Source organism: Acidisoma sp. (assembly GCF_035492295.1).
In the GTDB taxonomy this organism is placed as follows: domain Bacteria; phylum Pseudomonadota; class Alphaproteobacteria; order Acetobacterales; family Acetobacteraceae; genus Acidisoma.
On record NZ_DATJJK010000238.1, the window covers coordinates 1 to 22,943 of the forward strand.

The window sequence follows — 22,943 nt, forward strand, 5'->3', positions numbered from 1 at the left end:
GCGCCGCATCTCGCCTTCCATGACAAGCGCCTTTGGGAGCTGCGCCAAAAGCGCGACGGGCAGATGGACACCGTTCCCGAATGGCAGGAGCTGCGATCGCTCGCCTCCGCTATCAAGGAACACACACTCAGCCGCCTCGCCGATTATCTGGAGCAGTTCGAGGCGCAGGCGATTTCCCGCGGGGTCACCGTGCATTGGGCGCGGGACGCGGAGGAACACAATGCCATCGTGCTGCGCATCATGCGCGCACACAAGGCGAAGACGCTCGCCAAATCGAAGTCGATGCTGACGGAAGAATGCGAGATGGTGCCCTTCCTGGAGCGCCACGGCATTACGACGACCGAGACCGATCTCGGCGAGCGTATTCAGCAGCTGGACGGCGAGCCGCCGAGCCATGTCGTGGTCCCCTCCGTCCACAAGCTTCGCGAGGATGTGGCGCGAGTTTTCGCGCGCACCATCGGCGGCGATCCGGACAATGCGGACCCCAATGCGCTCGCCGAACGCGCGCGTGTCACCACACGGCCGCTGATGCTCGATGCCGATATCGGCATGACGGGGGCCAATTTTTTGGTGGCGGAAACCGGCGCTGTCGTGGTCTGCACAAACGAAGGCAATGCCGATCTCTCGGCCAATCTGCCGAAGGTTCATATCGTATCGGCCGGGATCGAGAAGCTTATTCCGCGCCAGGCTGATCTGGGCGTCTTCATCCGCCTGCTGTCGCGTAGCGCCCTCGGCTCTCCCATCACGCAATATACGTCCCATTTCCGCGGCCCGCGCGCGGGGGCCGAGATGCATATCATCCTCGTCGATAACGGCCGCAGCCAGCGTCTGGGCGAGGAGGATTTCTGGCCGTCCCTCAAATGCATCCGCTGCGGCGCCTGCATGAATACCTGCCCGGTCTATCGTCGCTCGGGCGGGCTCAGCTACGGCGCCGTCTATTCCGGGCCGATTGGCGCCATCATCAACCCCTCCTACGATCCGGTGCGCTACGCGACCCTGCCCTTTGCCTCTACGCTGAACGGCAGCTGCACGAATGTTTGCCCGGTCAAGATCAACATTCACGATCAGCTCTATAAGTGGCGTCGAATCATCTCCGACCGCGGACTTCTTCCGGCGAAGAAGACCCTGTCCCTCCGCATCGCGGGGTATGTCCTCGCCTCCCCTACCCTCTATCGGTGGGCGACCGCGGCGGCGCGCACGGCCGTGCGCCACCTGCCCCGTCCGCTGCTTTATAGCCGGCTCAATTCCTGGGGCCGTGACCGCGAAGTACCGGAGGCGCCGAAAGAAAGTTTTGCGGCTTGGGCTGCCCGCAACAGGCCGGCCAAGCCGGGGGGACAGCGCCCATGAGCGCGCGGGCGGATATGCTGGCGCGGCTGCGCACCCGCCTGCCCCAGGGCGATTTTCCTCTCCCCGACCTGCCGCGTTTTCCCGGCGTCGAAGGCGATCTCCTGGCCGCCTTCAAAACCAGTCTCGCCGCCATGGGTGGGCAATGGGTGATGCCGCCTGAGGGCGAGCCGCTGTCGACTGTCATCCGTGCCCGGGCCGGCGCGGGCCGGCTGGTGCGGGTTTCGACCGATGAACTGCCGGACTTCGAGCGCACGGATGCGGTCGCGACCCCCGGCGCGCTGGAAGATGTCGATATCGGCGTTGTCCGCGCCCGCTTCGGTGTGGCGGAGACCGGGTCGGTTTTCCTCAGCGACCGCGAACTGCGCGTCAATACCATCGCTTACCTGGCGCAACATCTGATTGTGCTGCTTGACCCTGCCGCCATCATTTCCGGCATCGCCGACGCCTATCTCCGGGATGATTTCACCTCGGCCAATTACGTCTCGCTCATGACCGGCCCCTCGGCCACGGCCGATATCGAGGGCGTGCTGATCCGCGGCGCCCAGGGCGTGCGGAGCCTTACCGTTGTTTTTGCAAAGCAGGTGGCGTAGCCCTCCGGCAGCAAGGAAATTGGCGCCATGGCCGTCATGCGGATCGTCGCGAATCTCGCAGCACCCGACACCGAGGGCGCCAAAGCCTTCTACGGCGATATCCTCGGCATGGACATCGCCATGGATCTCGGCTGGATCGTCACCTTCAAAACTGATGCCGCCACAACGCCGCAGGTGAGCGTCGCGACCGAAGGCGGCAGCGGCACGCCGGTGCCCGATCTTTCAATCGAGGTCGATGACCTCGACGATGTTTTCGACCGAATGGTGCGGGCCGGAATTCCGATTGCCTACGGTCCGCAATCGGAGCCCTGGGGCGTTCGCCGCTTCCATGTTCGCGATCCCTTCGGCCGCCTGCTGAATATCCTCAGTCACAGCTGAGGCCTAATTGGCCCCCAAGGCGTGAGACCGGTCTGAGTTACGGTTCAGATAAATCGCTTAGACCCGCAGGCGTCTGCGCCTGAGCATCGTGACCAGGGCCGTCAGCGCGGCCGGCATCTGCCGGCGCGACGGATAATAGAGGAAATACCCGGGAAACGGCGCCGACCAATCCTCCAGCAGTCGGACCAGATGGCCGGCCGCGATGGCGGGGAGCGCTGCCCCCTCGATGACATAGGCGATCCCGAGCCCGTCCATTGCCGCGTCCAGCATCACCAACGGTTCGTTGAAGGTCAGCGGCCCCGAAACCTTGATCGCCAAGGCTCTGCCGTCGCGCTCGAACTCCCACTCCAGTGGCTGGCCCGTGGTCGTCATGCGGGCATTGATGCAGGCGTGGCGCATCAGTTCCTGCGGCGATTCTGGCACGCCATGCAGGGCCAAATAGGCAGGCGACGCGACGACCGCCATCCGCAACTCGGTGCTGACGCTGACGGCAATCATGTCCTGTTCCAGCTTCTCCCCGATCCGGATGCCAGCATCGAGGCGCTCAGCGATGATGTCTCGCAACTGGTAATCGACCAGAACTTCCACGCCGGCCTTGGGATGGCTCGCCAGGAATTCTGGCAGAACGGGACGGATCACCGTCTCGTAGCCATGTCGGGTCGCGGTGATGCGTACCGTGCCGGCAACCGCCCCGCGCTCCTGACACAGCCGATCCAAAGCACCGTCAATCTCCGCCAGCGCCGGCTCCAGAGTTTGAAGCAATTGCGCGCCCGCCTCGGTCAGGGAGACGCTGCGGCTATTCCGCTGCAGCAATCGGATGCCGAGCCGCGTTTCCAATCCGCTGACCTTGTGGCTGAGCGCGGAGGTGGAAAGGCGCAACTCCGCGGCCGCGCGGGTGAAGCTGCGCAGCCGGGCGACGGCGGCAAAGGCGGCCAGATCGTTCAGCCCTGCAGGGTTTATCATCCCATTTTCCTCAACGGCTCATACGGATCATGCCATCTAATCACATGATCGGCCGGTCTCTATCCTCCTGTCTCCCAACGAATGGAGGGCGACATGTCTGGAGTGAAGAACAAGGTGGTGCTGGTGACCGGTGCCTCTAGCGGCATCGGCGAAAGCACGGGGCGGATTCTCGCCATGTCCGGCGCTCGTGTTGTGCTGGGTGCACGGCGATTGGACAGGCTGGAGACGCTCGCGGCCGAGATTACCGCGGCGGGTGGTACGGCCCGTTTCCGCGCGCTGGACGTGACAGATCGCGCCAATATGGAAGAGTTCGTGGCCTATGCGGTGGCAGAATTCGGCCGCGTCGATGTTATCGTCAACAATGCCGGCGTGATGCCGCTGTCACCGCTCTCTGCCCTGCTGGTCGACGAGTGGAACTGGATGATCGACGTGAATATCCGCGGCGTTCTGCATGGCATCGCCGCCGTGCTGCCGCGGATGGAAGCGCAGGGCTCGGGCCAGATCATCAACGTCTCCTCCGTCGGGGGCTTGGTGGTGCAGCCGACAGGTGCCGTCTACTCGGCAACCAAATTCGCCGTGCGCGCGATTTCGGAGGGGCTGCGCAAGGAGAACGGCACCATCCGCTGCACCTGCATCTATCCCGGCGTCGTGGAATCCGAACTCGCCGAGACCATCACCGATCCCGTCGCGCGCGACCGCATGATCGCCTATCGCAAGACGGCGATCGGGGCGGATGCGATAGGCCGGGCGGTGCTCTACGCCATCGAGCAGCCGGCCGATGTGGACGTGAATGAAATCGTCGTCCGCCCGACAGCCACGCAGGTCTGACGGCGCAGACGGCGGGCACAAAAAAACCGGCGGGGTTGCCCCGCCGGCTTTCTCGTCAGGCCTGGAAAAGAGGGCTTACGCGCTTTTCGCCATGATCTCGTCCGCCACGTTGCGGGGAACCGGATCGTAGTGATGGAACTGCATGGTGAAGGACGCGCGGCCCTTCGTCATGCTGCGCAGGTGCGAGATGTAGCCGAACATTTCCTTCAGCGGGACATGCGCGCGCACGATCACGGTCGAGCCCGAGCTTTCCTGGTTCTGGATCATGCCGCGGCGACGGTTGAGATCGCCCACCACGTCACCGACATGGTCGTTCGGGGTGGTCACCTCGACGTCCATGATGGGTTCGAGGATGATCGGGCCGGCCTTCTTCATGCCCTCGCGGAAGCACGCCTTGCCCGCGATTTCGAAGGCGAGCGCCGACGAATCGACGTCATGGTACTTGCCGTCGACCAGCGTGTATTTGAAGTCGACCGTCGGGAAGCCGGCGAGCACGCCGGTCTCGGCCTGAACCTTGATGCCCTTTTCGACGGCCGGGATGTATTCCTTCGGAACCGTGCCACCGACGACCTTGTTCTCGAAGACGATACCCTCGTTCCGCTCCAGCGGCGTGAAGACGATCTTCACTTCCGCGTACTGGCCCGAACCGCCCGACTGCTTCTTGTGGGTATAGGTCTCGGTATGCTCGCGGGAGATGGTCTCGCGATAGGCCACCTGCGGCGCGCCGATATTGGCGTCCACACCATATTCGCGGCGCAGACGGTCGATGATGATTTCCAGATGCAGCTCGCCCATGCCGGACAGAATGGTCTGGCCGGTTTCCTGGTCGGTCTTGAGGCGCAGCGAGGGATCTTCGCCGGCCAGCTTCTGCAGGCCGATCGTCATCTTCTCGACGCCTTCCTTGGTCTTCGGCTCGACGGAAATGTCGATGACCGGGACCGGGAAGGCCATACGCTCGAGAACCACCTGGTCCTCCTGCGCGGCGAGCGTGTCACCGGTGCCGGTATCCTTCAGGCCGACGAAGGCCGCGATATCGCCGGCATGCACTTCCTTGATTTCCGCGCGCTTGTCCGCGTGCATCTGGAACATGCGGCCGATACGCTCGCGATGGCCCTTAGTGGTGTTCATCACGGTATCGCCCGACTTCAGCGTGCCGGAATAGACGCGCACGAAGGTCAGGGTGCCGTATTTGTCGTTGATGATCTTGAAGGCAAGGCCCGCGAAGGGAGACGCCGGATCCACGGGGATGATGCGGCGCTTCGCCACGTTCTCCGGGGTATCCTCTTCGCCTTCCTCACCCGCCACGCGGATGCCCTCGACGTCGTCCGGCGCCGGCAGATAGTCGAGCACGGCATCGAGCAGGGGCTGCACGCCCTTGTTCTTGAAGGCCGTGCCGCAAAGAACGGGGCGGAAGGCACCGCTGATGGCGCCCTGCTTGATGCAGCGCTTCAGGGTCTCGACCGAAACCTCGCCCTTTTCGAAATACTCTTCCATGGCGGCCGTATCGACCGACAGCGCCGTGTCGAGCAGCTGCTCGCGATATTCGGCGGCCTTTTCGGCCAGATCGGCCGGGATCGGCTCGTCATGGAATTTCGCGCCGAGCTCGCCGCCTTCCCAGACGATGGCCTTCATCTCGACGAGGTCGACGACGCCGACGAAATTCTCCTCAATGCCGATCGGCAGCTGCAGCGGCAGCGCGACGATATCGAGCTTCTCCTTCAGCGTGTCGAAGGCGCGGTAGAAGTCCGCACCCGTGCGATCGAGCTTGTTGATGAAGATGATGCGCGGGACGTTGTAGCGGTCCGCGAGGCGCCAATTGGTCTCGGACTGGGGCTGCACGCCCGCCACGCCCTCGATGATGAAGACGGCGCCGTCAAGCACGCGCAGAGAGCGGTTCACCTCGATGTTGAAGTCGATATGGCCGGGCGTGTCGATGATATTGATGCGGTGGTCTTTCCACTCGCAGGTCACCGCCGCGGAGGTGATGGTGATGCCGCGCTCACGCTCCTGGTCCATGTAATCGGTGGTCGTGTTGCCGTCATGGACCTCGCCGATCTTATGCGAGACGCCGGTGTAGTACAGAATCCGCTCGGTCGTGGTCGTCTTACCGGCATCGATATGCGCGGTGATGCCGATATTCCGGATCAAACCAAGCGGCGAGGTGCTGGTCACGATTTGCCTCCATGCAGAAAAAGCGCGGCCGGGGGGGCGGCCCCGCGCGCTCGGTCACGTCCCAGCCCATTGCCGGTGATTTACGTGGCCGTCTTTTGCTCCAGGGCCAGCCGAATAGCAAGCCGAACCGCGTTGCGGCTGGCGAAAGGCAGCTTGGCCGCTAGAATGGAGACCGGTGATAGAGAAGGTTCCCGGATGGAACAAGGCTTGAGAGTGGCGGCGGCGGTCAGCGAGGCCCGGCAGTGGGACCGCCTGATGGAATTGGCGAAAATCGGCGCCATTCCGGGTGATGGGGTCAACCGCCAGGCACTGACGGCGCTCGACCGCGCGGCACGGCGCCTGGCAATCGGCTGGGCGGAGGCTGCGGGCGCCACCGTGACCGTGGATGAAGCCGCCAATCTCTGGTTCCGGCTCGAGGGGCGTGACCCGTCTGCCGCGCCGGTCATCACCGGCAGCCATATGGACAGCCAGCCCGCCGGCGGCCGATTCGACGGTATCTACGGCGTCGTCGCCGGTCTCGAGGTGTTGAGCGCGCTCCGCGACAGCGGCGTCACGCTGGAACGGCCGCTGGAGGTGGTGGCCTGGACCAATGAGGAAGGTAGCCGTTTCTCTCCCGGCTGCATGGGCAGCATGGCCTGGGCCGGGACTAAGCCGGTCTCCGCCTTCGCCGAGATCGCCGATGCTGAGGGCGTGACCTTCGGCGCGGCGCTGGCCGAGCACCTGCAGGCCGAAGCCGACCTGCCCCGTCGCCCGCTGGGCGGAAAAGCCCATGCCTATATAGAGGCGCATATCGAGCAGGGGCCGACGCTTGAATCCGAAGGGCTGGCGATCGGCATCGTGACGGGAATCCAGGGAAGTCGCTGGTTCACTGTGACCATCACCGGCGCCTCCGCCCATGCCGGGACGACGCCGGTTTCACTCCGGCGCGACGCATTGCAGGCGGCGATGCGCGCCATCGCCGCCTTGAATGCTCTGACCGCCGATCCCACCGACGTGCTGCGTTTCACGGTCGGCAGTTTTCTGGCCGAACCCGGCTCCTCCAACAGCGTCGCTGGGCGGGTCCGCTTCACAATCGACCTGCGCCACCCGGACGATGCGCTGCTGATGGAAAAGGGCAATGCGATCACCGCGTTGGTGCAGGAAGCGGCCTATCCTTGCACGGCCGAAATCGAGGAACGCTTCACGGCCGCCCCCCTCTCCTTCGACACCGGGATTCTGGATGGGATCGAACAGGCGACCCAGGCGCTCGGCCTCTCTTCCCTGCGCATGCCTTCTGGGGCCTTCCACGATGCCCAGTTGGTGGCCCGAGCGGTGCCCAGTGCCATGATCTTCGTGCCAAGCCGGGACGGGATCAGCCACAATCCGGCCGAGTTCACCTCCTCATCCCAGCTAGCGGCTGGAACGCGGGCGCTGGCGGCGGCCTTGGTCCGACAGGCCGCATAGCGAGGCAAGTCATACCCCTTTTGGATGATAGACCGTGAATTTCCGGTGAACGGCGAGCGCTCAAGTGGTTTTTTATACTCCGAGTTAATGATTTCGGGTTAGAAGCGGCGTACGCCTCAGGCGATTTTTCGCACCTGCGCGTTGAATTGGCAAAAGAGCTGATATTCGACTATAGCTGAGGCCGGACGGCCGCGCGCAAACGGGTGGACCCGGAGAAGGTTGGGCAGAAATGGACGCAGCAGACGGTCGTAAGTCTGAAGGGACGGGGCGGATCGACGAAGCCTCACTTGGGCGGGAACAGGGGCTTCATTCCTGGCTTGTCGGGGCTTTGGCGATCGCGCGCTACCACGGAATCGATCTCGACCCGACGACCTTCCGCCTCGACCCCGCGACCCCTGTGCCCTCCCCGGCCGTGCTGGTGGAATGGATTCGCGAGCAGGGCATGTGGGCCAAGGCCGTTCGGCTGAAGTGGCAGCAGCTTTTGCGTTTGGAGACCACCGGCCCCGTCCTCCTGCTCATGAAGGACGGCGGCGCCGTGCTGATGGTGGAGGCGGATGCCGCCCGCAACGTCATTTTCGTCAAGGAACCGACGATTTCCGGCGGCGGTGTGACAGTTCCGGTGGACGAACTGCGTCTGTCCCAGGTCTGGGACGGGGAAGTGGTGCTGATCCGCTCCCAGCGCAGCGACGAAGAACAGGATATTTCCCTGAGCTTCGGCTTCCTTTCGAAACTCGTTCTCCAGGAGCGCGGGATCTTACGGTCGGTCGCCTTCGCCTCGCTCATCATCACCTTCCTGACGATCGTTCCGATTTTGATCGTCTTCTCCGCGATCCAACGGGTCCTCGAATACGGCAGCATGAGCACCCTGCTGCTGGTGACGATCATCCTCGTCGTCGCCGTCGTGCTCGACGCGATCCTGACCCACGCCCGCGGCAACCTCCTGCAGGTGGTTTCGACGCGGGTGGATGCGAAAATTCAGCTTTTCGTCTTCAAGCGGCTGCTGTCCCTGCCCCTCGATTATTTCGAGCGGACGCAGTCCGGCGTCATCGGCCAGGCGATCGGCAAGGTCTATCAGATCCGCGAATTCATCACCGGCCGTCTGCTCGAAACCTTCATCGACGCGACCATGCTGTTGATCCTGTTGCCGGTGATGTTCTTCATGTCGGCGACGCTCGCCTGGACGGTGGTAGCGGCCGCCGGCCTTATCATGCTGATCATCGCCTGCTTCCTGCGGCCGATCCGCATCCTGACCGGTAAGGTCTCGGCGGCAGAGTCGCGCAAATTTTCGGTCCTCGTCGAAAGCCTGCACGGCATCAAGACGGTCAAATCCCTTGCCCTCGAATCGGCGCGCTACAGCCAGTGGGACGAATATGTCGCCCAGGCCGGCGACCTCCGGCTGCAGGCGGGTCGCCTCGCCCTCTGGCCGACGACCCTGACCCTGCCACTGCAGCGCTATTGCCAATACGGCGTGATGCTGCTCGGCGGCTATATCGCGCTCACGAGCAAGAGCAACGCTGAGATCGGCTCCCTGATGGCCTTCTCGATGATTTCGATGCGCACCGCCGGTCCGCTCATTGGCTTCACCAAGCTGATGCAGGATTTCGAGGAAGTGCGGGCGACGATGGGCGAAGCCCAGGCGGTTCTGAACAACCCGCCGGAAGTGCGCGGCATCGACCGCGGCCTGCGCCCGGTTTTCGCTGGCGCCCTCGAATTCGACGGCGTGTCCTTCACCTATCAGGGGTCGCAGCGTCCGGCGCTGGACGATGTCAATTTCTCCGTGCCAGCCGGCACCATGCTCGGCCTCGTCGGCCGCAGCGGCTCCGGCAAATCGACCATCACCCGCCTGCTCCAGGGCATCAGCCGCGACTATTCAGGCTTCCTGAAGATCGACGGCGTCGAACTCCGCTCGATCAACCTGCGTCATCTGCGCCGCAACTTCGGCGTCGTGCTGCAGGAGAATTTCCTCTTTCGCGGCTCGATCCGCGACAACATCATCGGCGGTCGCGCGGGCCTCACCATGGAAGACGTGGTGCGGGCGGCGCGGCTGGCCGGCGCCGAGGAATTCATCGAGCGGATGCCGAACGGCTACGACACCTTCATCCAGGAAGGCTCCCCGAACCTTTCCGGCGGCCAGCGCCAGCGCATCGCGATTGCGCGCGCGCTGATCGTCGACCCGCGCCTCATGATCCTCGACGAGGCGACCTCCGCCCTCGACCCCGAGAGCGAGGCGCTGGTCAATGCCAATCTGAAGCGTATCGGTGCCGGACGCACGATGGTTATCGTCTCGCATCGCCTCGCTTCACTCGTCGACTGCACTGCGATCATCGTTATGGATAAGGGCACGGTTCTGGATGTCGGCACCCATGCCGAACTCGTGGAGCGTTGCTCGGTCTACCGGATGCTCTGGCTGCAGCAGAACCGCCACATGACGGAAAACCAGGGAAATACGCGCCATGGCTCGCCAACTCCTGTCCTCGCGCAAGGCGACTGATCCGCAGGGAGACGCGCTGGCGGTCCTGGAATTCCAGTCCCCGACCGGCGCGCTCATCGCGACCCCGGTGCCGCGTTCGGCCCGGAGCGTCACCCTGTGGGTCGGCGTCAGCGTGATCGCCTGTCTCGTCGCGGCCTCGGTCATCAAGATCGACAAGGTGGTGACGGGCCAGGGCAAGCTGGTTTCCTCCCAGCCGACGAATCTGATCCAGCCGCTCGATACCTCGATCGTGCGCAACATCTTCGTCCATGCCGGACAGATCGTGCACAAGGGCGATCTGCTGGCCGAACTCGACCCGACCTTCGCGGCAGCGAACCTGAAGTCCGATCAGGAACAGGTGGATAGCTATACGGCGCAGATCAACCGGCTGGAGGCGCAACTCGCCAACAAGCCCTATGTGCCACAGGTTGCCAATCCGCATACCGCCCTGCAGCTCGAAACCTATAACCAGCTGCAGGCTCAGTACGGTGCCGGCGTCGCCAATTATGACCAGCAGATCTCAAGCCTCGAGGCGCAACTCGGGCAGGCCGAGGCGGACATGCGGCAATATGCCGAGCGTCTGAAGCTCGCCAATAATGTCGAGACCATGCGCCAACAGCTGCAAAAGATGCAGGTTGGCAGCCGGCTCGATTCGCTTGCAGCAGCCGACAACCGACTGAGCATGGCCGGCAACCTCGCCGATGCCCAGGCCTCGGCCAAGAAAGCGCTCGGCGACATCGCCTCCACCGAAGCCCAGCGCGACACCTATATTCAGCAGTGGTATTCGAACCTCTCCCAGCAGCTGCAGCAGGCGCAAAACTATCTTGCCCCGGCCCAGCAGGCGCTGACCAAGGACGAGCGCATGCATCAGCTGGTCATGATCCATGCCCCGACCGATGGCATCGTCCTCAACCTCGGCCAGGCGTCCGTCGGTTCGGTGCTTCAGGCCGGGCAACAATTCATCAGCCTGACGCCGATGAATACGCCGCTCGAGGTGGAGGTTGATCTCAGCGGCAGCGATACGGGCTATGTCAATGTCGGCGACACGGTCGACGTGAAGCTCCAGACGCTGCCCTACATCATGTATGGTGACCTCAAGGGCGTGGTCGAATCCGTAAGCTCCGACTCGTTCGATCCGCAGCAGGTGCAAACCGGAACAGTCTCGGATGTCGCAGGAACCGCCCCCACCGGCCTCTTCTATCGCGCGCGCATCAAGATCACCGACAACCAACTGCACAACACGCCACAGGATTTTGCCCTGACCCCCGGCATGCCGGTTGACGCCGACGTCAAAGTCGGCAAGCGCACGATTATGGAATATATGATGAAGCGCGTCCTGCCTGCCTTCAGCAACGGGATGCGCGAACCGAACTGACGCGCACCGACCACACGCCGTGCCGCGCCTTCCTACGCGGCGCGGAGGCACCGGCTCCGGCAATTCCGGGCAAGAGAGCCGGCTGCTGTGACCGAATTGCGACCAAAAAGGACGATTGCCTTGGTTCTTGGCTGGCTGAATTTCGGAGGTGCTGCAGGGCTTCTGAAGAAGGGAGAAGCGGCACTCGAGGCCGGTGACCGCGAAGGCGGCTTCAAGCTTGTCGCGCGCGCCGCCCAGGCCAAGCTGCCCGCTGCCGAATATCGCGTCGGCCTCTGCTACATCCAGGGCCGTGGCGTCCCGCCGAGCCGCACGGAAGGCCGGCGCTGGCTTGAACTTGCTGCGACCCAGGGGCATGCCGAGGCGCAGACGGCCGTTGCGACCCTGCTGATCACCGGCCAGATCGAGGACCAGCCGCGGAAAGGTAAATCGGGCCTCTTTACAGACGCCATGCCGGCGCAGCCGGATTTCATTGCGGCCGAAGGCTGGGCGCGCCGCGCCAGCGAACAAGGGTCCGCCGAAGGCCAAGCCCTTCTCGGCTATATCCTGACGGCTGGACCTGAGGCGATCCGCAATCTCGACCAAGCCGAGAGCTGGTACCGCCGGGCGGCGGAAGGCGGCAGCCCGCAAGGGATGCTTGGCCTCGGCCTCGCCATTCTCCGGCGCGCAGGCAGCGATACGGCGAAGCAACCCGAAGGCATCGCGCAGATTATCGCCGCCGCGGAGCATGATCTGCCCATGGCGCAATATCTCCACGGCGTGCTGCTGGAACATGGCGTGGGCCTGACCCAGGACATGCCGCAGGCCGTGCGGCTCTACAAAAAGGCCGCGGAAACCGGATTGCGCTCGGCCATGGCCCGCTTCGGCCTCGCACTCCTGGAAGGGCGCGGTTGCAAGCCGGATCCCGTCACCGGAGAATCCTGGCTGCGCCGCGCCGCCCTCGCCGGCGATATCGAAGCCGCCGCCATGGTCGGCGATCTCTATGCCAAGGGCGGCTCCCTGCCACCCAACTTCGCCGAAGCCGCGGTTTGGTTCGAGCGCGCCGCTACGGGCGGCCATACAATGGCGGCACGCGCCCTCGGCATGCTCTATCTCACCGGCGCCGGCGTCGCCCGCAATGCCGACGAGGCGGCCGTGTGGTTCGAACGGGCTGCCGCCGCGGGCAATACCGCGTCACAGGTCGATCTCGCCAATCTCGTGCTTCAGGGCAATGTCCGCGAAGGCGATCCGGACCGCATGCGGTCCTGGTTCGAACAGGCGGCGGAAAGCGGCGACCTCATCGCCGCCTTCAATTTCAGCGTCTGCCTCGCCCGCGGCTTCGGCGTGGAACGCGACCCGGAACGTGCGGCCTTCTGGATGCACCGGGCGGCCGACGGCATCGTCAATGCGCAATACCATTACGGCCGTATGCTCCTCGAAGGCACCGGCGTCGCTGTCGATGCCGCGGCGGCCCGGATCTGGTTCGCCCGGGCGGGCGAGGCCGGGATGGTGGATGCCTTGGTGGCTCTCGCCGAAATGATGGTGAACGGCCGCGGCGGCGAGCGCGACCATTACGAAGCCGCCCGTCTCTTCCAGAAGGCTGCCGAACTCGGCCATGGCGGCGCGATGTTCGGACTCGGCGCGCTTTACGGCGGCGGGCACGACCTGCCGATCGACCGGGCGCTTGCCTTGCGCTGGTTCCGCGATGCGGCCGAGCGCGGCCATCCCCAGGCCCAGCTCATGCTCGGCCGCTATCTCCGCCTCGGCCTCGCGAGCCCCGCCGACCCGGATCAGGCCCGGATCTGGCTGCAAAGAGCGATCGAGTCCGGCGTTCCCGAAGCCGCCGCAGAAATCGCCGCGATTGATGCCGAGCGGGGCCCGGTGCCCGGCACCGGTGCCGGCGTCGCCGGCAGCACCTCGCAGGGCACGGAGATGACCCGCGAAGCAGGTCCTCAGCTCATCCACAACTGAGCGATGCCTCCGCAGGAGCTACCCTCTGCCAAAGGCCCGACCGACTGGCTGCTCGGCCGCCGTGCCGCACCCGAGCGACCGGAGCCGCTGACGCTCGCGATCGATGCCTGGAAGCGAGCCCAGGTGGCATCCGAGGCAGGCGACTGGGCGGAGACGGAGTTCTGGGCGGAACGTGCGCTTCGCCTCGGTCCCAATGATACGCGGGTGCGCTTCCTGCTTGGCATGGCGCTGCTGCGCCAAGGTAAGCCACGTTGCTTCCGGGTCTTCCAGGAACTCTCCCTCCTGTCGGACACCTTGCCTGCTCATCGCGGTCTGATCTCGGCCGCTACCCTCTCCCAGCCTGTGGGCGAGATCGGCAGGCTCATCAGCAGCCTCCTTTCCCGCTTCGCCCGACCGACAGACCTGGAATTCGCCGGCCTCGCGCAGGAAGTTTCGGCCCGGCTCGGCCTCGCCGGATGGTGCGCGGCGAATGACCGCGGGGAGGTCTCGGTCGCCTCGGCGGCGGCACCCCGTTTCCTGTTGGACGAAACGCCCATCCGCTGCCGGCGGGACGAGGCAGGCCTTTACCGCCTGCCCACCGCTTGGCGGGTGGCGCGGCACCTTTCGGTCATGGTCGGGGACCGGCATCTGCTCGGCAGCCCGGTCGACCTCGCCCGCCACCGGCTGGTGGAAGGCTTCGTCTCGGCCGACGGCGCCGGTCTTGCGGGATGGGCCTGGCATCCGGCCAATCCGGATGCCCCTGTCACGCTGCGGGTCGAAACCGCCGAGGGTCGGCGCCTCACGGCCCCCGTGCGAACGACAGGACCCGCCCAGTATCCGGATCGGGACGGGCTGACCGCGCCGCAGACCTTCCGAATAGACGAAGCGGCACTCGCAGAATGCGACGGCCTTGTGCATCTGCGCGACGCATCGGGCCGGGATCTCGCCGGCAGCCCGATCGTGCCCGACCAATGGGGCCGGTCCGCGCGCAGCATGGTGGCACGAGCAGCAGGCGGACGGCTCGCCCTTCCGCCCCATGCCCTGCTGCCGTTCTGGGCGGATACGCCGTCGCCACCCCGCGCCGCCCCGCTCCGCCCGGCCCGCAAACCACAGGGCCTCGCCGTCATCCTGCCGGTTTATCGCGGGCGCGAGATGACGCTGCTCTGCCTCAGCCGCGTTCTTGCCTCCGTTCCCCGCGACACCCGGATCATCGTGGTGGATGACGCGTCCCCCGAACCCGAACTCTCCACCGCACTCGACGACCTGGCCCTGGCAAGGCAGATCGTGCTGATCCGCAATCCGCGCAATCTCGGCTTCCCCGGCAGCGTCAACCGCGGCATGACCGCCGCCGGCGACCGGGACGTGGTGCTGCTCAACAGCGACGCCCTGGTGCCTCCCGGCTGGCTTGAGCGATTGCAGGACGCGGCCCTCTCCGCGCCCGACATCGGCACCGTCGCCCCGCTTTCCAACGACGCCACGATCCTGAGCTACCCGCGTGTCGACGACCTGCAGCCCCCGCCGCCCGGGAGCGAGATTGACCGGATCGACGCCCTTGCCTGGAAGTCCAATGGAGCCGCCGTCCTCGACATCCCGACCAGCGTTGGCTTCTGCATGTATATCCGCGCCGCCTGCCGCGCCGAGACCGGCCTTTTCCGGGAGGACGTCTTCGCCCAGGGCTATGGCGAGGAGAACGATTTCTGCATGCGCGCCCGGCATCTCGGCTGGCGCCATGTCGCCGCCCCCGGGGTGTTCGTCGCCCATATCGGCGGCCAGTCCTTCGGCGCCGCGCGCGCCCATCTGCTGCGGCGCAACCAGACGATCCTCGAGCGATTGCACCCTGGCTACGGCGCGCTGATCGCGGAGCATATCGCAGCGGACCCCCTGGCCGAGGTGCGCCGGCGGCTCGACCGTGCGCGCTGGCAATCGGCGCGCCGCCGGGGCGTGGCGCGCGCCTCGGCCCTTCTCATCACCCATGCCGAAGGGGGCGGGGTGGAACGGCAGGTGCGCAAGCGCGCCCAGGCGCTCGCTGGCCAAGGCCTCACCCCCATCATTCTCCGGCCGACCGAGGACGGCGGCTGCCAAGTCGCGTGCGGCGTGGAGCAGGGAGATCTCTGGCGGGACGATTTCCCCAACCTTACCTTCCGCATGCCGGAAGAGCTGAAGGCGCTAGCTGCCTTCCTGCGCCCGGAAAAGCCACAGCATGTCGAATTGCATCACAGGCTGGGCCATTCCCACACGTTGCTCGACCTCGCTCCCCTCCTCGGCATCCCTATGGACGTCGTCGTCCACGATTATGCGGCGATCTGCCCGCGCGTCACCCTGGTTACGGTGACGGGGCGTTATTGCGGCGAGCCCGATGCCGAGCAATGCATGGCCTGCGTCGCCGATCTCGGCAGCCGGCTGCGGGAGGAGATCACCGTACCCGCCTTGCGCGCACGCACCGCGGCCGACCTCGCAGCGGCGCGCAGCGTGACCTTCCCCTCAGCGGAGGTCGAGACCCGCTTCCGCCGCTACGCCCCGCAATTCGCCAGCCGCATTACGCCCTGGGACGAGGATCCGACACGGTTGCCGCGCCGGGCCCGCCGGTCCCCACGCGAGTCGGGCGGGCAGGTCCGCGTCGCCGTCATCGGCGCCATCGGCACGGAGAAGGGCTACGACGTCATCCTCGACTGCGCCCGAGACGCGGCACGACGGGCGCTTCCTCTCGAATTCGTCATCATCGGCTATACGCATGACGACGTGCGCCTGATCGACACGGGGCGCGTACGCATCACCTATCGTTTCGCTCCCGAGGAGGCGATCGCGGAGATCGCGGCACAGGAAGCGGATTTCGCCTTCATCCCATCGATCTGGCCGGAAACCTGGTGTTTCGCCCTCAGTGACGCCTGGGGCGCCGGGCTGCGCACCGCGGTCTTCGATATTGGAACGCAAGCGGAACGTGTTCGCCGCACCGGGCATGGGTGGGTCCTTCCCCTTGCATTGCCTACGGCGGGTATCAACAACGCGCTGATTTCTATGGTGCAGACCGCAAATTAACACGCTTCCGCGTATTGCGGACCGGTCCTGGCCGTTGCACAAATCTGGCGAGTGCGGCGCGTTGCAGCACCACGCGCCGAGCGGCGCGACTTTGGCCCAGCCTATCGAGTGAAGAGGATCGCATGTCCCAGTCGGAACGGCAGGCTTCGGCCCGCCCTCAGGAAAATCGGGTGCAGGAGCTGCGGGCGTCCGCGCATCTGATGACCCTCGAGACCGGCATCTTCTGCCTGGTCAACGGTTCCGGCAAAGGTGCGGACGGCCAGATTACAGGCGTGCGTGTCTCCGCGACCGATCCGGCCGACAGCAACGTGGCGATCGCGACCTTCCGGCCCGACGGCTGGCTGACCGGCGCCGGGGATTCCGCGCTGATCCGGGTTCTGCAGGGGCCAACGCAAATCCTGATCACGATCTATCAGCCGACCGGCAGCCAGGAAGGCCCTCCCAAGCTGCGGGTGCTGCGCCTTTCGGAAGCCGGCCCCGCCGAGGCCGGTGCTGCCTCCCCCGCGGCCGCCGCCACCCGTCCACCGGTCATGATCCTCAATGAGAAGCATGACGTCATTGCCCACATCCAGAGCACGGGCGACGTCGGCCGGCATTTCGGCGAATGGGTGGGCGAGCCGGGCAATCAGCGCGCCATCGAAGGCTTCAGCCTTGCGACGCCCGAAGGGCTCACGGCCGCGGACCTCACCTATCAGGCGGTGCTCGGCCGCGGTTGGCTCTCCCCCTGGGTCGAGGCCGGCCAGTTCTGCGGCAGCCGCGGCATGGCCCTGCCCATCCTCGGTTTCAAGCTCAAACTGAGCGAGGCCGCCGCCCGGCGCTTCGACCTGCAGATCGCTGCATCCTTCGTGGATGGCACAAGGCTCGAGGGGCTGGGCACGGAGGATAGTTGCGAAGCACCCTCGCTCGCGCCGCTCGAAGCCCTGCAGATCACGCTGACCGCCAAGGGTGGAGCCAAGCAGAAACCGGCCGCCGCCAAGCCAGCGGCGGCGAAGCCGGAGACCCCGAAGGCCACGGCCAAGCCGGCGGCCAAGATCGCCCCCAAGGCTGCCGCGCGGCCGAAGCCCAAGACTCGCTGAAGGAAGGCGCCTGGCGGAGTATCGCTCCGCCGGCGCTCCTTGCGAAATGAAGTCCAGGAGAGAAGCGATCCTGCGACGGCGGCGGCACGCTCTCTCTGTATAGGATACGCGTCGTTGCGCTTTCTCTTCGTCCACCAGAATTTTCCGGGACAGTATCTGCATATCGTCAGCTATTTGACGAAGCGCCAGCACGATGTCGCCTTCCTGTCCGAGCCGAATACCAACTTCATGGCGAACGTCCGCAAGATTTCATACGTTTCGCCACGCGCCTCGGACGTTCGCATCCACGAGCATGCGCGGGAATTCGAAGTGGCCGTGCGCCGGGCCGAGGCCGCGGCCAACGCCGCCCGCCAGATCAAGGCACTCGGCTTTCAGCCCGATATCATCATCGGGCATCACGGCTGGGGTGAACTCCTCAATCTGCAGGACGTCTTCCCCGGCGTGCCGATCCTTGGCTATTTCGAGTTCTTCTACAGTCTCGTGGGCCAGGACGTGCATTTCGACCCGGAATTCCCGCTGGACCAAAAGCGCCTGCCGATGGTGCGGTCAAAGAACGCGGTCAATCTCCTCGCCCTCAACATGACGGAGACCTTCGGGCAGACGCCGACCAGCTGGCAGCTCAGCACCTATCCCGCCTGGGCCCATCCGCGTATTCACCTTCTCCCCGAGGGAGTTGATCTTGCAACTTGCAGCCCGGCTGCCCCGCGCGCGAGCAGACGCCTGACCCTGCCCGACGGTTTCAGGATCGAGCCGCGCCATAAACTCGTCACCTACATGGCGCGGAATCTGGAGCCCTATCGCGGCTTCCACATCATGCTGCGGGCGCTGCCGGCTCTGCTCGCGGCGCGGCCGGATTTGCATGTCACCATTGTTGGAGACGACAAGCCCGGCTATGGGGCGCTGCCGGAGGACGGCTCGACCTGGAAGGAGACCTTCTTGAAGGAGATGGAAGGCAAGTTCGACCGCGAGCGCGTCCATTTCCTGGGCCAAGTGCCCTACGAGACCCATATCGCGCTGCTCCGCCGCTCGGATGCGCATGTCTATTTCACCTACCCCTTCGTCGCCTCGTGGTCGCTACGCGAGGCAATGGCGATCGGTTGCGCCATCATCGGCAGCGACACGCAGCCGGTGCGCGAATTCATCACCCATGAGGAGACCGGGCTGCTGGCGCCCTTTCTTGAGCCCGGCCGGCTCGCAGACAGCATTCTCCGCCTGATCGAGGAGCCGAAGCTCGCCCAAAAGCTTCGTGTCGGCGCCCGCGCCTATGCCGAAGCGCATCTCGATCGCGAGGCCTATCTCGACGCCTATGCAACCCTCATCGAGACGTTGACGGGGCAGAGCCTGGCCCCCGAACGGGAACCCGAATCGAGGCCGGCGAAGCGCCGCCTCAAGACCTGACATCGGTCAGGCACGGCGCGCAGGCCCGCTCAGCCAAAGAACGCGCCCCGCGAGCAGAAAGGCCGCAAGGGTGAGACCGCCCATCAGCCCGACCCAGACGCCGACGACACCGAGCCCCAACGCGAAAGCAAGTATGCCGCCCCCCGGCACGCCGACCAGCCAATAGGCAAGCATCGCGAGCAGCATGGGCATGCGCGTGTCTTCCTGCCCGCGCAGCGCGCCCATGGCGACGACTTGTGTGCCGTCCATGAACTGGAAGACGGCCGCCAGGTGCAGCAGCGTGATTGCCAGGGCCTGCACAGCCGGCACCTGGGTGAAGAGGGAAGCGATCGGCCCCGCCGCCATCAGCATCAGGCTGCAGCTGATGCTCTGGCTCACCGCCATCAAAGCGAAGCCCGCGAGCCCGGCGAGCCGCACACCCTCCCAGTCGCCGCCGCCGACGGCACGGCCGACCCGCACGGTAACGGCCAGAGAAAGGCCGAGCGGCGTCATGAAGAAGACCGCCGTCGTCATCAGTGCCACCTGGTGACCGGCAACCGCGACCGCGCCGAAATGCCCGGCCATAAGGGTCGCGACCGAAAACATGCAGACCTCGAGCACCGTCGTGATCGCGATCGGAGTGCCGACTCGGATGAAGCGGCGAAGCACCGCGGGATCGGGCCGGATCGCGCTCCGGCTCCAGACCACCATCGGATAACGGCCCGACAGGGTGATCCAGCCGAGATAGGCGAGCGCTTCCAGCCACAGGACGAGGGCGAGGGCAATACCGCCGCCCGCGGCGCCGAAGCCGCCGATATGCCCCAGTTCCGGCACAACGGCGCCCGGCATGAGGACCAGCGCGGCCGGCACGAGCACGAGGAGGCCGATCGCACCCACCACCATCGTCGGCCGGGTCATGGATAGCCCCTCCGAAAGGCCGCGGCAGGAGGCAAGAACACCCAGCGCCGGGATGGACCAGGCCGACGCATGGAGGAAGCGCCTGATTCCGGGGAGTGCCTCGGGTGGCAGACCCATTCCCCCCGCGATAACCGGGCCGGCGATGGCAAGGATAAGGCCACCCAATGACCCGGCGCCGAGACCGAGGAGGATCGCCTGGGCGAGAAGATGCCCGGTTTCGTGCTGTCGCTCCGCCCCGTGGAGGGCTGAGACCGCTGGCTGGACGGACATCATGAGCCCGAGGACCGCCATGAAGATGACGATCCAGAAGCTGCCGCCGAGGGCCACCGCCGCCATGGTGTCCGCCCCCATGTGGCCAGCGAAGAAGGACAGAATGACCTCCGTCCCGATGCCGAAGAGCTGGCCGAGCACCAGGGGGAGTGCCAGGGGAGCGAGGGTTTTCACCTCTCGCAGGAAGGGCCGCGCCGCTGCGGCGCGGAGGACGTTGGAAGACATGATCTGAAGCCTGTCGTTCAACCCAGCCGGAACACGGGCGACCGGGGCAAAGATGCGAAGAAGCGTGTGACGAAGCCGCGCACCATTCGGCGCTTCGTGCTTGCTGTCGGCGGCCGCGGCCTTAGTGACCCGGCAGGCCCGACATCGTGCTTCGCGTGGCCCAGGCAGGCGGCAGAGGATGGTCGTGCATCATACGGTTAAACATCGACCCTCCTTGCGCGTGCCGGTTGAACAATTTCGGTCATAGCCCGAGCCCGAAACGACTGCAAATCCGGCGATCACCTCACGCCCGCGCGATTTGGGCGCCGGGGCAGATCGGGCTAAGGCTTCGCGCTCTCTGCCGACCTCCCGAAAGGAGACGCCGATGCCGCGCCTGCGCCATTCCCTGCCCGCCGCCAGCCTTCTGCTCGCGGGCCTCGCCCTGTCGCATCCCGCGCGGGCCGATGCGCCTGGGCCTCAGGGCCTGGTCGGCGCCTGGGGCGATGACAGCAGTTGCTCCGCCGATGTCGCGGTCTTCCGCGCGGACGGCACGGTGGTGCCGGCAGGCGCCGCGCCGGATGCCCCGATCACGACCTATGCCGTGAGCGGCAATACCATCACCTTCACGCAAGGGCAGAAAACCGCGGCATTCGCCTTCGGCATGACGGGCCAGGCGGTCGCCTGGTCGAACGGCAGCACCATGGTGATGAAGGAACGCTGCGCCGACCAGACATCCTTCGCCGCTGAAATGAAGACCACCGCTGGCGCCGCGCCCGCGGCGGCAGCGGCGGTTGCGACAGCCCCCGTGCCGCTCTTCGATCAGGTGAAGGCGCTGGCGGCGCGACCCGTGATCTATAACGGCGTCGCCATCAAGATTCTCAGCGTGGAGGCCCGTCCCGAGGCTGGTACGGAAAAGGCAGCGCCGACGCATGGCGCCATCACCGCCATCCCTGATCCGGAGGCGGCGGGGCCGGATGCGAAACTGCTCTATCACGTCTTCCCGACCGAAGCGGCGGCCGCCGATTACGTCTCCCTTTCTCAGGACCACCACGGCAGTTTCGTCTCTGCTAGGCACGGCCCCGGCTTTTTCTCGACCGTCTCGGCCAAGGATGACGGCCCGGCCGGCGGCCAGGCCGCGCCCCTGACCATCGACTGCCTGCGCGTCCACCCGCGCGGCAAGCAAAGTGTGACCATTTCCTGCTTCGCGCATATGCCGGGCACGCCACTGGTCGCCGGTGGGGAGCAGAGTTTTCCGCTGCCCCAGAAAGCCGACAGGCGGGACATGGGACCGAAGGAGGATCTGACGGAGGTGCTGGACCTGACCGGCATCGCCATCGGCCAGCTGCGCAGCCTGCCGGCGACGGCGGCCAAACCCTGAGGGTGCGGCCACGAGTTCTGGATCGCCGAGGCCTATCGGTCTATATAAGGGGTATATGCCACTAATGTCGAAGGCATGTTCGGTGTTCAACGGGATCGTCGCCTGACGTCCGGGGATTCCGGCGCACTCGAGTCCCACCGCCTCACTCACCCTTCAATGCCAGGTTGCCATGACCCGCTCCGATCTCGCCGCTCGCACCGTCAGTTCGGCGCGGCACAGGACGCAATGCTGGGAAGCCGGACCGATTGACGGCCCGCTGATGATCTTTCTCCACGGCTGGCCGGGAAACGGCCTGCTGTGGCACGCGCAGGTTGAAGCCTTTGCCTCCCTGGGCTGGCATTGCGTGGCGCCCGACATGCGGGGCTATGCCGGCTCATCGGCGCCGACCACCGTGGATGGTTACGCCATACAGGAAATCGTCGGCGACATGGTGGAGTTGCACGAGCATCTGGGAGCGTATCCGGCCGTTTGGGTGGGCCATGATTTGGGAAGCCCTGTGGCAGCGGCCCTTGCCGCCCATCATGCCGCCCGGGCGGGCGATCTCAACGGCCTGCTCGATGCGCTCGGCGTTCCAGAGGCCATCCTCGTCGGCCATGACTGGGGTGCAACCCACACAACCGAGCTTTTTTGTCTGGGGGCAGGCTGATGGGTTGAAGGAACTCTATCCAATGACCCTGGAGCAGATGCGGCACGGCCTTCCTGCCCTCGTGGGAGGACTGGAACTCGACGGCATCGGCCATTGGGTGCAGCACGAAGCGGCTGATCTGGTGAGTGTTGCGCTTGTGAAATTTCTTCGCACCGTCAAGCCGGTTTGAGGTCGGGCGCGGATTGTTCCACGAGAGGGCCGGAGTTTGAGACGGAGTCTGATTCACGGTTGGGCTGTGCGCACCCGACATTCAGGCAGACAGATCGGACCCTAACCGTTCCGTCGCCGCCTCGGTCGCCTGCCGACGGCCGACCGCGCCGGCGATGGATTGAGAGCTTCGCCAAAATCCTCAGCCGCGATGACGGCGAGCACCTCCCGCAGCGCCTTCGCCTTGGCAACGCCGAACCGGCTTTCGAAGCGATCCTGCGCCACTTGCCATAGGCTGGCGGTCTCGCGCAGCTTGCCCTCTCCCTTCGCCGTCAACTTCGCCAGCCGGTTTCGTTTGTCGTCGGGATCGACATCGAGAACGACCAAGCCATCCCGCTC

At 65.5% G+C, this 22,943-nt stretch carries 17 protein-coding genes and 1 pseudogene; 14 read left to right on the forward strand and 4 right to left on the reverse strand.

Annotated elements, in window-relative coordinates; translation table 11 throughout:
• From VL752_RS17765 to VL752_RS17775, 3 genes are all read left to right on the forward strand, one after another.
• The coding region (locus VL752_RS17765) for a lactate utilization protein B (RefSeq protein ID WP_325357200.1) at nt 1–1,347 on the forward strand (1,347 nt) is incomplete at its 5' end.
• A complete protein-coding gene (locus tag VL752_RS17770) occupies nt 1,344–1,937 on the forward strand; it encodes a LutC/YkgG family protein (protein ID WP_325357201.1) in 594 nt (197 codons plus the stop codon). The genes VL752_RS17765 and VL752_RS17770, both read left to right, overlap by 4 nt.
• Before the next feature lie 27 nt (nt 1,938–1,964).
• The gene (locus tag VL752_RS17775) at nt 1,965–2,315 is read left to right on the forward strand and encodes a VOC family protein (protein WP_325357202.1); all 351 of its coding nucleotides are present in this window, start codon (nt 1,965–1,967) and stop codon (nt 2,313–2,315) included.
• A gap of 57 nt (nt 2,316–2,372) precedes the next feature.
• On the opposite strand, the gene VL752_RS17780 is transcribed toward VL752_RS17775, so the two are convergent.
• Nucleotides 2,373–3,278: a LysR family transcriptional regulator gene (locus tag VL752_RS17780; protein WP_325357203.1), complete on the reverse strand. Its 906-nt coding sequence runs from the start codon at nt 3,276–3,278 to the stop codon at nt 2,373–2,375.
• Between the two features lie 93 nt (nt 3,279–3,371).
• Between VL752_RS17780 and VL752_RS17785 the strand changes: the two genes are divergently transcribed.
• Nucleotides 3,372–4,106, forward strand: coding sequence for an SDR family oxidoreductase (locus VL752_RS17785; RefSeq protein WP_325357204.1), 735 nt, complete (start codon nt 3,372–3,374; stop codon nt 4,104–4,106).
• A 75-nt stretch (nt 4,107–4,181) separates the two neighbouring features.
• On the opposite strand, the gene fusA is transcribed toward VL752_RS17785, so the two are convergent.
• Entirely contained in the window at nt 4,182–6,278 is a 2,097-nt protein-coding gene (gene fusA / locus VL752_RS17790) for an elongation factor G (protein ID WP_325357205.1), read from the reverse strand.
• A gap of 195 nt (nt 6,279–6,473) precedes the next feature.
• On the opposite strand from fusA, the gene VL752_RS17795 reads away from it, so the two are divergent.
• The 7 genes from VL752_RS17795 (at nt 6,474) to VL752_RS17825 (ending at nt 19,002) form a co-directional block, all read left to right on the forward strand.
• Nucleotides 6,474–7,721 carry a M20 family metallo-hydrolase gene (locus tag VL752_RS17795; protein WP_325357206.1) on the forward strand — a complete coding sequence of 416 codons (1,248 nt, stop codon included), beginning with the start codon at nt 6,474–6,476 and terminating at the stop codon, nt 7,719–7,721.
• Nucleotides 7,722–7,950: 229 nt separating this feature from the next.
• Nucleotides 7,951–10,212, forward strand: a complete 2,262-nt coding sequence (locus VL752_RS17800) for a peptidase domain-containing ABC transporter (RefSeq protein WP_325357207.1) — start codon at nt 7,951–7,953, stop codon at nt 10,210–10,212.
• Nucleotides 10,175–11,566, forward strand: coding sequence for an HlyD family type I secretion periplasmic adaptor subunit (locus tag VL752_RS17805; protein ID WP_325357208.1), 1,392 nt, complete (start codon nt 10,175–10,177; stop codon nt 11,564–11,566). Before VL752_RS17800 ends, VL752_RS17805 begins: the two co-directional genes overlap by 38 nt.
• A gap of 120 nt (nt 11,567–11,686) precedes the next feature.
• Nucleotides 11,687–13,513 carry a tetratricopeptide repeat protein gene (locus VL752_RS17810; protein ID WP_325357209.1) on the forward strand — a complete coding sequence of 609 codons (1,827 nt, stop codon included), beginning with the start codon at nt 11,687–11,689 and terminating at the stop codon, nt 13,511–13,513.
• A 3-nt stretch (nt 13,514–13,516) separates the two neighbouring features.
• Entirely contained in the window at nt 13,517–16,528 is a 3,012-nt protein-coding gene (locus VL752_RS17815; RefSeq protein WP_325357210.1) for a glycosyltransferase, read from the forward strand.
• 122 nt (nt 16,529–16,650) lie between these two features.
• A complete protein-coding gene (locus tag VL752_RS17820) occupies nt 16,651–17,604 on the forward strand; it encodes a hypothetical protein (protein WP_325357211.1) in 954 nt (317 codons plus the stop codon).
• Nucleotides 17,605–17,718: 114 nt separating this feature from the next.
• The gene (locus VL752_RS17825) at nt 17,719–19,002 is read left to right on the forward strand and encodes a glycosyltransferase (RefSeq protein WP_325357212.1); all 1,284 of its coding nucleotides are present in this window, start codon (nt 17,719–17,721) and stop codon (nt 19,000–19,002) included.
• A gap of 6 nt (nt 19,003–19,008) precedes the next feature.
• On the opposite strand, the gene VL752_RS17830 is transcribed toward VL752_RS17825, so the two are convergent.
• The gene (locus tag VL752_RS17830) at nt 19,009–20,394 is read right to left on the reverse strand and encodes an MATE family efflux transporter (RefSeq protein WP_325357213.1); all 1,386 of its coding nucleotides are present in this window, start codon (nt 20,392–20,394) and stop codon (nt 19,009–19,011) included.
• Between the two features lie 364 nt (nt 20,395–20,758).
• Here VL752_RS17830 and VL752_RS17835 point away from each other — a divergent pair, with 364 nt between their 5' ends.
• The 3 genes from VL752_RS17835 to VL752_RS17845 all read left to right on the forward strand — a co-directional run bounded on the left by VL752_RS17835 (nt 20,759) and on the right by VL752_RS17845 (nt 22,566).
• Complete coding sequence (locus VL752_RS17835) at nt 20,759–21,751, forward strand: hypothetical protein (protein WP_325357214.1); 993 nt, start codon at nt 20,759–20,761, stop codon at nt 21,749–21,751.
• A 169-nt stretch (nt 21,752–21,920) separates the two neighbouring features.
• Nucleotides 21,921–22,397, forward strand: a complete 477-nt coding sequence (locus VL752_RS17840) for an alpha/beta fold hydrolase (RefSeq protein WP_325357215.1) — start codon at nt 21,921–21,923, stop codon at nt 22,395–22,397.
• A 22-nt stretch (nt 22,398–22,419) separates the two neighbouring features.
• On the forward strand, nt 22,420–22,566 hold the full coding sequence (locus VL752_RS17845; protein ID WP_325357216.1) for a hypothetical protein: 147 nt from the start codon (nt 22,420–22,422) through the stop codon (nt 22,564–22,566).
• 101 nt (nt 22,567–22,667) lie between these two features.
• Here the strand turns inward: VL752_RS17845 and VL752_RS17850 are convergent.
• Nucleotides 22,668–22,943: pseudogene (locus tag VL752_RS17850) on the reverse strand (hypothetical protein); the annotation flags it as partial.